General features: G+C 58.2%; 9 protein-coding genes. 6 read left to right on the top strand and 3 right to left on the bottom strand.

What is annotated here, in order from left to right; genetic code table 11:
• Nucleotides 1–18: 18 nt before the first annotated feature.
• From infB to CEC48_RS09645, 6 genes are all read left to right on the top strand, one after another.
• Complete coding sequence (infB, locus tag CEC48_RS09670; RefSeq protein WP_003212186.1) at nucleotides 19–2,541, top strand: translation initiation factor IF-2; 2,523 nt, start codon at nucleotides 19–21, stop codon at nucleotides 2,539–2,541.
• A gap of 159 nt (nucleotides 2,542–2,700) precedes the next feature.
• Nucleotides 2,701–3,102 carry a 30S ribosome-binding factor RbfA gene (rbfA, locus tag CEC48_RS09665; RefSeq protein WP_088423539.1) on the top strand — a complete coding sequence of 134 codons (402 nt, stop codon included), beginning with the start codon at nucleotides 2,701–2,703 and terminating at the stop codon, nucleotides 3,100–3,102.
• Nucleotides 3,103–3,105: 3 nt separating this feature from the next.
• Nucleotides 3,106–4,023 (top strand): tRNA pseudouridine(55) synthase TruB, encoded by a 918-nt coding sequence (gene truB / locus CEC48_RS09660; protein WP_003212182.1) that lies wholly within the window; start codon nucleotides 3,106–3,108, stop codon nucleotides 4,021–4,023.
• Nucleotides 4,024–4,138: 115 nt separating this feature from the next.
• Entirely contained in the window at nucleotides 4,139–4,408 is a 270-nt protein-coding gene (gene rpsO, locus CEC48_RS09655; protein ID WP_003177875.1) for a 30S ribosomal protein S15, read from the top strand.
• Nucleotides 4,409–4,602: 194 nt separating this feature from the next.
• A complete protein-coding gene (gene pnp / locus CEC48_RS09650) occupies nucleotides 4,603–6,708 on the top strand; it encodes a polyribonucleotide nucleotidyltransferase (protein WP_088423538.1) in 2,106 nt (701 codons plus the stop codon).
• A 295-nt stretch (nucleotides 6,709–7,003) separates the two neighbouring features.
• On the top strand, nucleotides 7,004–7,624 hold the full coding sequence (locus tag CEC48_RS09645; protein WP_088423537.1) for a BON domain-containing protein: 621 nt from the start codon (nucleotides 7,004–7,006) through the stop codon (nucleotides 7,622–7,624).
• Between the two features lie 171 nt (nucleotides 7,625–7,795).
• Here the strand turns inward: CEC48_RS09645 and CEC48_RS09640 are convergent, their stop codons facing one another.
• From CEC48_RS09640 to CEC48_RS09630, 3 genes are all read right to left on the bottom strand, one after another.
• On the bottom strand, nucleotides 7,796–10,729 hold the full coding sequence (locus CEC48_RS09640) for a DUF748 domain-containing protein (protein WP_088423536.1): 2,934 nt from the start codon (nucleotides 10,727–10,729) through the stop codon (nucleotides 7,796–7,798).
• A gap of 108 nt (nucleotides 10,730–10,837) precedes the next feature.
• Entirely contained in the window at nucleotides 10,838–11,854 is a 1,017-nt protein-coding gene (locus tag CEC48_RS09635) for a class I SAM-dependent rRNA methyltransferase (protein WP_088423535.1), read from the bottom strand.
• Between the two features lie 43 nt (nucleotides 11,855–11,897).
• The gene (locus tag CEC48_RS09630) at nucleotides 11,898–12,773 is read right to left on the bottom strand and encodes an oxygenase MpaB family protein (protein WP_088423534.1); all 876 of its coding nucleotides are present in this window, start codon (nucleotides 12,771–12,773) and stop codon (nucleotides 11,898–11,900) included.
• Nucleotides 12,774–12,776 lie beyond the last annotated feature (3 nt).

Genomic DNA, 12,776 nt, shown 5'->3' with positions numbered 1-12,776 from the left:
GCCTGAGGAGAGAAGTGCATGACGCAAGTCACGGTGAAACAACTGGCCGATGAGGTCAAAACACCGGTAGAGCGCCTGTTGCAGCAGATGCGTGAGGCAGGTCTGCCGCACACCGCCGCCGACGAAGGTGTGAGCGATAGTGAGAAGCAGTCTTTGCTGACTCACTTGAAAAGCAGCCACAAGGCGAAAGTGGAAGAACCGCGCAAGATTACATTGCAGCGCAAAACCACCAGCACCCTGCGTGTTGCTGGTAGCAAGAGCATCAGCGTTGAAGTACGCAAGAAGAAAGTCTTCGTACAGCGCAGCCCGGAAGAAATCGAAGCCGAGCGCAAACGCGAACTGGAAGAACGTCGCGCAGTAGAAAATGCTGCTCGTCAGAAGGCTGAAGAAGAAGCCAAGCGTCGCGCCGAAGAAGAAGCGCGTCGCCAGCCTGCTGCTGCGCAACCTGCTAACACTGAGGCCGTTGCTGCGCCTAGCGCGCCTGTAGAAGCTGTTCGTGAGGCCGCTCCGGTTGCCGCCGCGCCTGCTCCTGCAGCCGACGCTCGCAAACGCGAAGAACCTCGTCGCCCGGACAAACCACGGGCCGACGATAACAATCGTCGTGGCAGTGGCGATGGCGAGCGCAAAAACGCTCCACATCGTGCTTCGGTCAAAGAGAAGGCGCCAGCGCCACGTGTTGCTCCACGTACTACCGACGAAGAAAGCGACAGCTTCCGTCGCGGTGGTCGCGGCAAGGCCAAGCTGAAAAAACGCAACGCCCACGGTTTCCAGAGCCCAACCGGCCCTGTCGTGCGTGATGTGCAGATCGGCGAGACCATCACTGTTGGCGACCTCGCCAATCAGATGTCGGTCAAGGCTGCTGAAATCATCAAGTTCATGTTCAAACTGGGTACTCCAGCGACCATCAACCAGGTACTGGATCAGGAAACTGCTCAGCTGGTAGCTGAAGAGCTGGGCCACAAAGTGACCCTGGTCAGCGACACCGCCCTGGAAGATTCCCTGGCCGAGTCCCTGAAGTTTGAAGGCGAGACCTTCTCCCGTGCGCCAGTCGTGACCGTAATGGGCCACGTTGACCATGGTAAGACCTCGCTGCTCGACTATATCCGTCGTGCCAAGGTAGCTGCAGGCGAAGCCGGCGGCATCACCCAGCACATCGGTGCATACCACGTTGAAACCGAACGCGGCATGGTCACCTTCCTCGACACCCCTGGTCACGCCGCGTTTACCGCCATGCGTGCCCGTGGTGCCAAGGCGACTGACATCGTGATCCTGGTAGTTGCAGCGGACGACGGCGTAATGCCGCAGACCATTGAAGCTGTCCAGCACGCTAAAGCCGCTGGTGTTCCACTGGTAGTTGCAGTGAACAAAATCGACAAGCCGGGCGCCGATCTCGATCGTATCCGTAGCGAGCTGTCGGTTCACGGCGTGACTTCCGAAGAGTGGGGCGGTGATACGCCATTCGTTTCGGTTTCGGCGAAAGTCGGTACCGGTGTAGACGAACTGCTTGAAGCTGTTCTGCTGCAAGCCGAAGTTCTGGAACTGAAAGCAACTCCATCGGCCCCGGGTCGTGGTGTTGTGGTTGAATCGCGTCTCGACAAAGGTCGTGGCCCGGTTGCAACCGTTCTGGTTCAAGACGGTACCCTGCGCCAAGGTGACATGGTGCTGGTCGGTTCGAACTATGGCCGTGTACGTGCCATGCTCGACGAGAACGGCAAGCCAATCAAGGAAGCCGGTCCTTCCATCCCTGTCGAGATCCTCGGCCTGGACGGTACCCCGGACGCTGGCGACGAGATGAGCGTGCTGTCGGACGAGAAGAAAGCCCGTGAAGTGGCTCTGTTCCGTCAAGGCAAGTTCCGCGAAGTCAAGCTGGCCCGTGCTCACGCCGGCAAGCTGGAAAACATCTTCGAGAACATGGGCCAGGCAGAGAAGAAGACGCTTAACATCGTCCTCAAATCTGACGTTCGTGGTTCCCTCGAAGCGTTGAACGGCGCCTTGAACGGCCTGGGTAACGACGAAGTGCAAGTGCGTGTTGTGGGTGGCGGTGTCGGTGGTATCACCGAATCCGACGCCAACCTGGCACTGGCTTCCAACGCTGTACTGTTTGGCTTCAACGTGCGTGCCGATGCTGGCGCACGGAAGATCGTCGAGCAGGAAGGCCTGGACATGCGTTACTACAACGTCATCTACGACATCATCGAAGACGTCAAGAAAGCCCTCACCGGCATGCTTGGCAGCGACGTCCGGGAGAACATCCTGGGTGTGGCCGAGGTGCGTGATGTGTTCCGCTCGCCGAAATTCGGCGCGATCGCCGGTTGCATGGTTATCGAAGGTGTTGTGCACCGTAACCGTCCAATCCGTGTACTGCGTGAAGACATCGTTATCTTCGAAGGCGAGCTGGAATCCCTGCGCCGCTTCAAGGATGACGCTTCCGAAGTACGTGCCGGCATGGAATGCGGTATCGGCGTCAAGAGCTACAACGACGTCAAGGCTGGCGACAAGATCGAAGTCTACGAGAAGGTTCAGGTTGCTCGCAGCCTCTAACTCGCGCACTTCAAGGGCCACGCGGCGCCCGGGCATGCAAATGCCTGGCGCTGTGTCCGGACTCTAAACGCAACGCCCGGTCTGGCTTTTGTCAGGCCGGGCGTTTGCCGCTTTCAGACCCCACGGGTTTCACCGTGTGGCAGTAACAGGTAACAAGACATGGCAAAAGAATACAGCCGTACCCAACGTATCGGCGATCAGATGCAGCGTGAGCTGGCACAGCTGATCCGTCGTGAAGTAAAAGACCCACGTGTTGGCCTGGTCACCATCACCGCCGTTGAAGTCAGCCGTGACGTTGGTCACGCCAAGATCTTCATCACCGTGATGGGCCAGGACAGCAGCGAAGAAATCGCGCAAAGCATCAAGGTGCTCAACTCTGCCGCAGGCTTCCTGCGCATGCAGTTGGCCCGCGAAATGAAGCTGCGCAGCGTTCCACAGTTGCACTTCCACTACGACGAAAGCGTCGTGCGTGGTGCGCACCTGTCGGCACTGATCGAGCGGGCCGTGGCTGAAGACAATCAGCACCCGGAATCCGCCACGCCTGAAGACGCCAAGGAGTAATCGGTGGCTCAGGTCAAACGTATCCGTCGTAACGTCAGCGGTATCATTCTGCTCGACAAGCCCATTGGCTTTACCTCCAATGCGGCGTTGCAGAAGGTTCGCTGGCTGCTCAATGCCGAGAAGGCAGGGCACACCGGCAGCCTCGACCCCTTGGCCACCGGCGTGTTGCCGTTGTGCTTCGGCGAGGCCACCAAGTTTTCGCAATACCTGCTTGATTCCGACAAGGGTTACGAAACCCTGATGCAACTCGGCAAGACCACCACCACGGCAGACGCCGAAGGTGATGTTTTGCAGGTTCGCGAGGTGACCGTTGGTCGTGCTGATATCGAGGCTGCCTTACCTGCTTTTCGTGGGCAAATCAGTCAGATACCGCCGATGTACTCGGCTCTCAAGCGTGATGGCCAGCCTCTTTACAAGCTGGCACGTGCAGGTGAAGTGGTGGAGCGCGAACCGCGTTCTGTTACTATTGCGCGCTTGGAATTGCTCGCCGCTGAAGGCGACACTGCCCGGTTGGCGGTGGACTGCAGCAAAGGCACCTATATCCGTACCCTCGTGGAAGATATCGGTGAGCAACTAGGCTGTGGCGCATACGTTGCAGAACTGCGACGCACCCAGGCCGGCCCTTTCACCCTGGCCCAGACGGTCACGCTGGAAGAGCTGGAAGCGGTACACGCCGAAGGCGGCAACGAAGCGGTTGATCGCTTCCTGATGCCATCGGACAGCGGTTTGCTGGATTGGCCATTGCTGCACTTCTCGGAGCACAGCGCGTTCTACTGGCTTAACGGCCAGCCGGTACGTGCACCGGATGCCCCGAAGTTCGGCATGGTGCGGGTACAAGATCACAACGGTCGCTTTATCGGTATCGGTGAAGTGAGCGAAGACGGGCGCATCGCGCCGCGTCGACTGATTCGGTCAGAATGACCGAACGAGGGTGGCTGTTAACAGGCACGGTCACTACTCATTTTTAGATACAGGGATTTGTCCCTGGCCTGTTGAAACCGTCCTTTGGATGGTTTCCTGAAAAAAGGATTGCCTCATGGCTCTCGACGTTCAAGAAAAAGCTCAAATCGTAGCTGACTACCAGCAAGCTGTTGGTGACACTGGTTCGCCAGAAGTGCAAGTTGCACTGCTGACCCACAACATCAACAAGCTGCAAGGTCACTTCAAGGCCAACGGTAAAGATCACCACTCCCGTCGTGGTCTGATCCGCATGGTAAACCAGCGTCGTAAGCTGCTGGACTACCTGAAAGGCAAGGATCTGGGTCGTTATCAGACTCTGATCGGTCGCCTGGGTCTGCGTCGCTAATAAGCGATTGCGCTAGAGGTTGGTTGGCTGTCGTGTGTCAGTGGGTTTCCCGCTGGCCCATGGCAGGCTTCCAGCCTCAAGTTTTATCTGGATGCACGTTTTACCCTGGACAGGCGTTGGGCCGATTCCCGACATTGCCCAAGAATTTCGCAAGAAGACAAGTTCCCCAAGAGCCACAAAGAAGGTAGGACACCGTGAACCCGGTTATCAAAAAATTCCAATTCGGTCAGTCGACCGTTACCCTCGAGACAGGCCGTATCGCCCGTCAAGCCTCCGGCGCAGTTCTGGTTACCGTTGACGACGACGTCACCGTATTGGTGACCGTTGTTGGCGCCAAGACCGCTGACCCAAGCAAAGGTTTTTTCCCTCTTTCCGTTCACTACCAGGAAAAGACTTACGCTGCCGGTAAGATCCCTGGTGGTTTCTTCAAGCGTGAAGGCCGTCCTTCCGAGAAAGAAACCCTGACTTCCCGACTGATCGACCGTCCGATCCGTCCGCTGTTCCCAGAAGGCTTCATGAACGAAGTGCAGGTTGTCTGCACCGTCGTTTCCACCAGCAAGAAGACCGATCCGGACATCGCTGCGATGATCGGCACCTCGGCTGCCCTGGCCATCTCCGGTATTCCTTTCGATGGCCCGATCGGCGTTGCCCGTGTTGCGTTCCACGAAAGCACCGGCTACCTGCTGAACCCGACTTACGAACAACAGAAAGCTTCGAGCCTGGACATGGTCGTTGCCGGTACTTCGGAAGCCGTGTTGATGGTTGAATCGGAAGCCAAAGAGCTGACCGAAGACCAGATGCTGGGCGCGGTACTGTTTGCTCACGACGAGTTCCAGGTTGTGATCAACGCTGTTAAAGAACTGGCCGCTGAAGCTGCCAAGCCAACCTGGACCTGGGCTCCTCAACCAGAAGCCACCGCACTGCTGGGCGCTATCCGCTCCGAGTTCGGCGCTGCGATCTCCGACGCCTACACCATCACCATCAAGGCCGACCGTTACGCTCGCCTGGGTGAGCTGAAGGACCAGGTTGTTGCCAAGCTGTCCGGTGAAGAAGGCCAGCCTTCTTCCAGCGAAGTCAAAGCAGCATTCGGCGAAATCGAATACCGCACCGTTCGCGAAAACATCGTTAACGGCAAGCCACGTATCGACGGTCGTGACACTCGCACCGTACGTCCGCTGAACATCGAAGTCGGCGTTCTGCCAAAAACCCACGGTTCGGCCCTCTTCACCCGTGGTGAAACCCAGGCCCTGGTAGTCGCGACGCTGGGTACTGCCCGTGACGCACAGCTGCTGGACACCCTGGAAGGCGAGAAAAAAGACCCGTTCATGTTGCACTACAACTTCCCTCCGTTCTCGGTAGGTGAGTGTGGTCGCATGGGTGGCGCTGGTCGTCGCGAAATCGGTCACGGCCGTCTGGCCCGTCGTTCGATTGCAGCCATGCTGCCTGCCGCCGACGTGTTCCCGTACACCATTCGTGTAGTGTCGGAAATCACCGAGTCCAACGGTTCCAGCTCCATGGCTTCGGTCTGCGGTGCTTCCCTGGCTCTGATGGACGCTGGCGTTCCAATGAAGGCACCGGTTGCCGGTATCGCCATGGGCCTGGTTAAAGAAGGCGAGAAGTTCGCCATCCTGACCGACATCCTGGGCGACGAAGACCACCTGGGCGACATGGACTTCAAAGTAGCCGGTACCGCCAAAGGTGTTACCGCGCTGCAGATGGACATCAAGATCAAGGGCATCACCGAAGAAATCATGGAAATCGCTCTGGGCCAAGCCCTGGAAGCGCGCCTGAACATCCTCGGTCAGATGAACCAGATCATTGGTCAGTCCCGCACTGAACTGTCGGAAAATGCTCCGACCATGATCGCGATGAAAATCGACACCGACAAAATCCGTGATGTTATCGGTAAAGGCGGCGCGACCATTCGTGCGATCTGTGAAGAGACGAAGGCTTCGATCGACATCGAAGACGACGGCTCGATCAAGATCTTCGGCGAAACCAAGGAAGCTGCTGAAGCTGCACGTCAGCGCGTTCTGGGCATCACCGCTGAAGCCGAGATCGGCAAGATCTACGTCGGTAAGGTTGAGCGCATCGTCGACTTCGGCGCATTCGTCAACATCCTGCCAGGCAAGGACGGTCTGGTTCACATCTCCATGCTGAGCGATGCTCGCGTTGAGAAAGTGACCGACATCCTGAAAGAAGGCCAGGAAGTGGAAGTGCTGGTACTGGACGTGGACAACCGCGGCCGTATCAAGCTGTCCATCAAGGACGTAGCAGCAGCCAAGGCTTCGGGCGTTTAATCACCCCGTCGCTGCAAGCTGAAAAAAGGACTCTTCGGAGTCCTTTTTTTATGTCTGCAGGAAAGTGCCGGAAAATCAGGTGCTTACTAAAATCCCAAAGCCGCAACTTGCATGCAGGCACGATCGACTTCATGCAAGTTGCACGATTCCGAAAATCGGCCAATTTCATAAGTATCTGTTTTTTAAGGATTTAGTTTTGGTTCAGGACTTGGCACACTGCCTGCAATAATCCTGTTAACGCTGCAGCATCAAGGTTCACACACTGCAGATTTTTAATAAAACAGGAGTTACTCGTATGAAGAAGTTCGCTCTCGCTACTGCTACCGCTCTGACCCTGGCCATGGGTGCTAACGTGGCCTTTGCTCAGACTTCCCAAGCTCCAATGACACTGGCGGCTGGTGAAGCCACCCAGGCTAAAGAAAGCGTTTCGGATACCTGGATCACCACCAAAGTTAAATCCGACCTGCTGACCGAGAAAGGCATTCCTGGTTCGGACATCAAGGTTGAAACCAACAAAGGCGTGGTTTCCCTGTCCTCGACAGTTGCAATCTCCGACTCGCAGAAAGCCACTGCTGTAGCAATCACCAAGAAAATCAAAGGTGTAACCGCAGTTTCGGCTGACGGCCTGATGGCAGGCGGCGTAACTAAAGCCGACAACGTCGACAAAACCAAAAGCGCAGCTGCTGGCGCCAAAGAGACGACTTCCGATACCTGGATCACCACCAAAGTGAAAGCTGACCTGGTAACCGAGAAAGGCATTCCTGGCACCGACATCAAAGTCGAAACCAACAAAGGTGTAGTGTCCCTGTCGTCGACTGTCGCTGTGACTGACGCGCAGAAAACCACCGCGGTGAACATCACCAAGAAAATCAAAGGCGTTAAAGCTGTATCGGCCGACGGCCTGAAAGCAGAGTAACGCTTAACGAATCGCCTGAACTAGGCGCAGGCGGCCACGAGCGAGTCCAGACATACGCTCAATGCACCTCACAGGTTCATGCGACCGGCCACACGGATGTGGTCATTACAGGCCCCGGCATTTATGCCGGGGCCTGTTCTATTGTGCAGGGGAACTGTAGGAGCGTTTGGGTTACTCGGCATCCAGATGCATCGGTGTCACGACCCGGCCATCCTTCTCGGCTTCACCCAGGTTGGCATCGATAAAGTAAACCCGGTCATCTTCCAGTTTGCCCTTGTCCACCAGGTAGTCCTTGATCGCGCTGGCGCGGTCCTGGCCCAGTTGGCGTAGCAACACGTCACTGCCACTCCAGAACTTGATCACACCGTCCCGCAGCTTGGCGGTGCGGTCGTCGTTGCTCAGGTCTTTCCACTCGGGCGGCGGCTGTAGCTTCAGGCGGGTGCGATAGATGCCTTCCAGCAGCGGCGCCTTTTCCTTTTCGGGGACTTCAAGCAGCGATGCCTGGGCCGGGACTTTATCGCCACGGCGCTGGAGGATCTTGTAGTAGTTGTACTGGTATTCGCGTTCCAGCCGCTGGGCCGCCAACAGCGGACCATCACTGCTGGCAGCAGCGGTGCCTTCGATTTCCAGGCGCAGGGAGGGGCGCTCCTTGAGTGCCTTGGCCAAGGTATCAAGTGCCGACTCGGTGTCTTTGCTCAAATCGCTGGAGCCTGCGGCGAAGGACACATTACCGAGGTCTTCCGAACCCCCGCCGGTAATCAGCCCGCCAATAAACTTGAACGGCGCCGTGGCCGCGCGTACCACCAGGTTACGCAGGGTCTGCCAGACAATCGGCATCACGCTGAATTGCGGGTTGTTCAAGTCGCCGGTCACCGGCAGTTCGATCGAGATCTTGCCGTCGCTGTCTTTGAGCAGGGCAATGGCCAGGCGAATCGGCAGGTCCACGGCGTCGGCACTGTCGACCTTCTCACCCAGTTGCAGTTGCTCAACCACCACCTTGTTCTCGGCCTTCAACTGGCCCTTGGTGATGACGTAATGCAGGTCCAGGTTGAGCCGGCCCTTGCGGATGCGGAACCCGGCGAATTTGCCCGAGTACGGCGTCAGGGTGGTTAGTTCGACACGTTTGAAGCTGGTGGCGATGTCCAGCGCAGCCATCGGGTCAAACGGGTTCACGCTGCCCTTGATGGTCACTGGCGCATAACGGTCGACCTTGCCCTTGATGTCGACACTCGCCGGTTTGGCCTGGCGACTGTCGATGGTGCCGATCTGACCGTTGAGCTGTTGAATGGCCGTGGCGAAGTTCGGGGTCAGGCTGAAGTCGGCGAAGTTGGCCGAACCGTCGTTGATCGCAATTTGACCAATATGAATGCCCAACGGCTTTTCTTTACTCGCCGCAGGTTTCGCCGCGGACTGGCTGGCGCTGTTGGCCGGTTGCGGAATCAGCAGGTCATCGATGTTGGTGGTGCGGTCATCGTTGATCATGAAGCGCGCGTAGGGCTGCAACAGGTTGACCTTGTCGATCGACAGGCTGTCACCGTGTTGGTAATTCACGCCTTCCAGCACCAAGCGCTGCCACTTCAGGAAGTCGCGGGTCTTCATGGTGTCCAGGGTGTGCAGCTGGTCGACCTGTGCCCGGCCAGTCACCTGGAACGCCAGAGGGGCGGTGCTTTTCAGGTTCACATCGAGGTTGCTGCCAAGCATGCCGCTACGCAGCTCCAGGCGGATAAACGGGCTGATATAGGACTGGGCGACGCGCAGGTCGATGTCTTTGGTATCCACTTTCAGCTTGGCGCTGACAGGGCTCAGGTTGACTTGGCCGGTCGCCTGGAGCTTGCCTTGTTTGCCCACGCCGGTATCGAGCTTGAGGGTAAACGGGCTCTGGTTGAGGCTGTCGAAATCCTGCAGGTCAAGGTTCAGCGGGCCTACTTCCAAGGCGACTGCCGGTTTGGCCGAACGGTCAGCCAAATGCACTTGATAGTTGCGCAGTTGCACGTCCTTGAGCAGCACTTGCCATGGCTTGCTCGGCGCTGCCGGCGCAGGTTTTGGCGAGTCGGCGGTGGCAGGTGCGGCGGCCGGTTCGGGGGCCGTTGCAGGCTTGCTCGGCTGGCTGGCGAACAGCTTCTGCCAATCCAACTGGCCGTCGGCTTCAAGCGCCGCCCAGGTTTCGAGTTTGTTGCTGCGGATCTTGCCGACGATCACTTGCTGCTTGGCCAAGTCTACCGTGGCCTCGCTGACGTCCAGGCGCTCCAGGCGGGCCAACGGCCGGCCATCCGGTGCCTTGATCGCAAACGGCGCGACACTCAGGGCGACGTTGGTCAGGTTCAGCTCGGTTTCCTTGGCCAGGCTCAGCTTATAGTCGGTGCTGAAGTTGAGGAGGCCGTCTTCCAGAACCAGCGGCACCGTGTCACGCACATACGGCCACCAGACTTTCATCTTGCCGTCGGTAACCTTGAGTTTGCCTTCGGAGGCAATCGGGATGAGGCTGAAGTTGCCGGTCCAGTCGATCTGCCCGCCTTCAGGACCAGCTGCCACCAAGGTCATGGCGGCGTTGTCATCGGGCAACGTGCTGAGGTTTTTCAGCTCGAAATCCAGTTTGTCGTAGAGAAACTCGATCGGCTCGCTCGGGCGCAAATCCTGGAAGTGCACATAACCGCCCGCCAGCTTGATGTTGTCGATGCGCAGCGGAAACGGTTTGGCGTTCGGATCGGATGGAGTCGGTTCGCTGGCGGGCAATTTGAACAATTGCGCCAAGTTGAGCTGGCCGGATTTGTCGAACAGCAGCTCGGTCTTCGGCTTGTCGAGTTGTACATCAGCCAGGTGCAGGGCGCGGGTCCACAGGCTGTCGATCTGCAGGTTGGCATAGAGGCGTTCAAAGCCCACTTGCTCCTTGCCAGGCTCACCGATGTTCAGTCCCCACACTGTCAGTTCGAGGCTGAACGGGTTGAGCTCGATGCGCTCGATACGCGCTGGCACCGTGGCGTAATTGGCCAACTGTTGGTTGGCCACGCGAAGGGCAATGCCGGGGAGAATAAGGAAGCCCAGCAAACTGTACAGGGCAAGGGCAGTCAGCAAGGCGCCAGCGGCGCGAATCAATCCTTTGGGCATATGTGACGCCATCTATGTCAATCAAGAGTGCCTTGGAGTATGGCACGGGTTTACGGTTCCGAAGAACCGGGCCTTTATTACTGCGCTCTGGCCCTTTTCGGACAAGTCTTACAGTTGCAGGATCAGCGTCTTCAGCGGTGGTTGCTGGTCTTGCGACGGGAAGTCTGCGCCGGGAGTCATGATCTGCCAGTCGCGCACCGGGCGGCCGGCCTTTTCGGCGCAGCGCAGGACTTGGTCGCGCCAGTCGTCCATGCTGACTTTTGCCAGGTTGTTGCAGCAGATCAGCACGCCGTCATCGGCAGTGGCCAGCAGCGCAGGCTTGAGCAGGCTCTGATAGTCGCGCAGCAGGTCGACGGTGCCGAAGGCGCTCTTGGCCCACGCTGGCGGGTCGAGCAGAACCAGGTCGTATTGGCGTTGGTCCAGGCGTGGATAACTCGGCAGTTTCTGCCCGCGCCGCTGGCTGATGGGCAGGCCGGCCAGTTGACGGATTGCAGGGAAATAGTCGGACTGTACGAATTCCATCGTCGGCAATTGCGGGTTGAGTTGACCGTTTTCGCGCCCGACCGCCAGGTTGCCCTCGGCAAAGTCCAGGTTGCACAACTCACGTGCGCCACCGGCAGCGGCGCTCAGGCCTACGCCGCAGGTATAGGCAAACAGGTTCAGCACGCTTTTGCCGGTGCTGTGTGCCTTGACCCAACCACGGGTGTTGCGCAGGTCCAGGAATAACAGCGGATCCTGACCGGCATGCCGCCCGCGCACGCAGTAGTTGAGGCCCCATTCATGGCCGATCAAATCTTCCAGGGCCGAAGGTTCGGCGCGGTACACCGTGTCTTCACGGTCGATGCGCGAGTTGCCCCGTGAGCGGTCGTTGTAAACCAGCAGCAGTTCAAGGCCCAGGTATTGGTTAATCGCCTGATGCAGTTGCAACAGGTCATCACTTTCCAGCGATTGGTGAAAGCTCTGCACCAGCAGTTGTGGGCCGTAGCGGTCGATCGTCAGGCCGCCGGCGCCTTCCTGGCTGCCGTGGAACAGGCGATAGCAATCGGTGCCTTGTGCATGCAACTCGGCGAGCAAGTCTTGGCGATGATCGAGGGCGGCGCGCAGCGCCTGATTCAAGGAAGACATAGTGCGCGCCTTGCAGAGTAATTGGGGCGCGGGAGTTTAACAGTTATGGCTCCAGCAGGCCCATTCGCCTGTGGGCCCGCTGCACCGAACCATTGCGCATGGCCCAACGTAGCAACGGTGCGCTGCGCTTGACCCCGGCGCGTATCAGTTGGCGTTGGATCGGGCTTTGCTTCTGCCCGAGCATGTCGCTGGCCCAGTCCGGCAGCAGGTCGATGCCGGCCTGCATCATCAGTGAGCCAAACGGTTTGGCCAAGGTGCTCGGAGAAGGCGCATTAAGCAGCAGGCGCAGGACTTCATGGCTGCGTCCATCACACAACAGCTGCGGGCGAATGCGCTCAAGGTAATCGGAAATTTCCTGCCGGGAACGCGGCACATGGCGCGCGCCCAATTGCTCGGCCACCAAGGCTATTTCGCTGTAGTACCGGTCTTGATCCCTGGGCGATAAATTCGGGTTGCGATAACGCAGGTGGGCGGCGAGAAAGTTACTGACCTCTGCCACATGCACCCAGGTCAACAATTCCGGATCGCTGGCGGCATACGCTCGGCCATCAGGCGCATGACCCACCACTTGCAGGTGAATGGTGCGCACTTTCTCGATCAACCATTCGGCATCACGCCGTGAACCAAACGTGGTGCCGGAAATAAACTGCGAGGTACGCCGCAGACGACCCAGCATGTCCTGCCGAAAATTCGAGTGGTCCCACACGCCGGCCAATGCCAGCGGGTGCAACGCCTGCAACATCAGCGCGCTGATTCCGCCGATCAACATGCTGCTGAAGTCGCCATGGACCTTCCAGCTCACCGAGTTCGGCCCAAAGAGACCTGGATCGCCCTTGGGGTTTTCCAGGTCGAGTTGGCCCAACGACAAGCCGGTAAGGCTCATCAGCTGGTTTTCGATGCGGCTGCGAATGAATTCCATGGG

The organism is Pseudomonas sp. K2I15 (genome assembly GCF_002204795.1).
In the GTDB taxonomy this organism is placed as follows: Bacteria; Pseudomonadota; Gammaproteobacteria; order Pseudomonadales; family Pseudomonadaceae; genus Aquipseudomonas.
This window is presented reverse-complemented; position numbering and strand designations above follow the sequence as displayed.

Excerpts from the sequence above, each read along its gene's own strand:
- infB (WP_003212186.1), top strand. The coding sequence starts at position 19 with ATGACGCAAGTCACGGTGAAACAACTGGCCGATGAGGTCAAAACACCG.
- rpsO (WP_003177875.1), top strand. The coding sequence starts at position 4,139 with ATGGCTCTCGACGTTCAAGAAAAAGCTCAAATCGTAGCTGACTACCAG.
- CEC48_RS09645 (WP_088423537.1), top strand. The coding sequence starts at position 7,004 with ATGAAGAAGTTCGCTCTCGCTACTGCTACCGCTCTGACCCTGGCCATG.
- CEC48_RS09640 (WP_088423536.1), bottom strand. The coding sequence starts at position 10,729 with ATGCCCAAAGGATTGATTCGCGCCGCTGGCGCCTTGCTGACTGCCCTT.
- CEC48_RS09630 (WP_088423534.1), bottom strand. The coding sequence starts at position 12,773 with ATGGAATTCATTCGCAGCCGCATCGAAAACCAGCTGATGAGCCTTACC.
- rbfA (WP_088423539.1), top strand. The coding sequence starts at position 2,701 with ATGGCAAAAGAATACAGCCGTACCCAACGTATCGGCGATCAGATGCAG.
- CEC48_RS09635 (WP_088423535.1), bottom strand. The coding sequence starts at position 11,854 with ATGTCTTCCTTGAATCAGGCGCTGCGCGCCGCCCTCGATCATCGCCAA.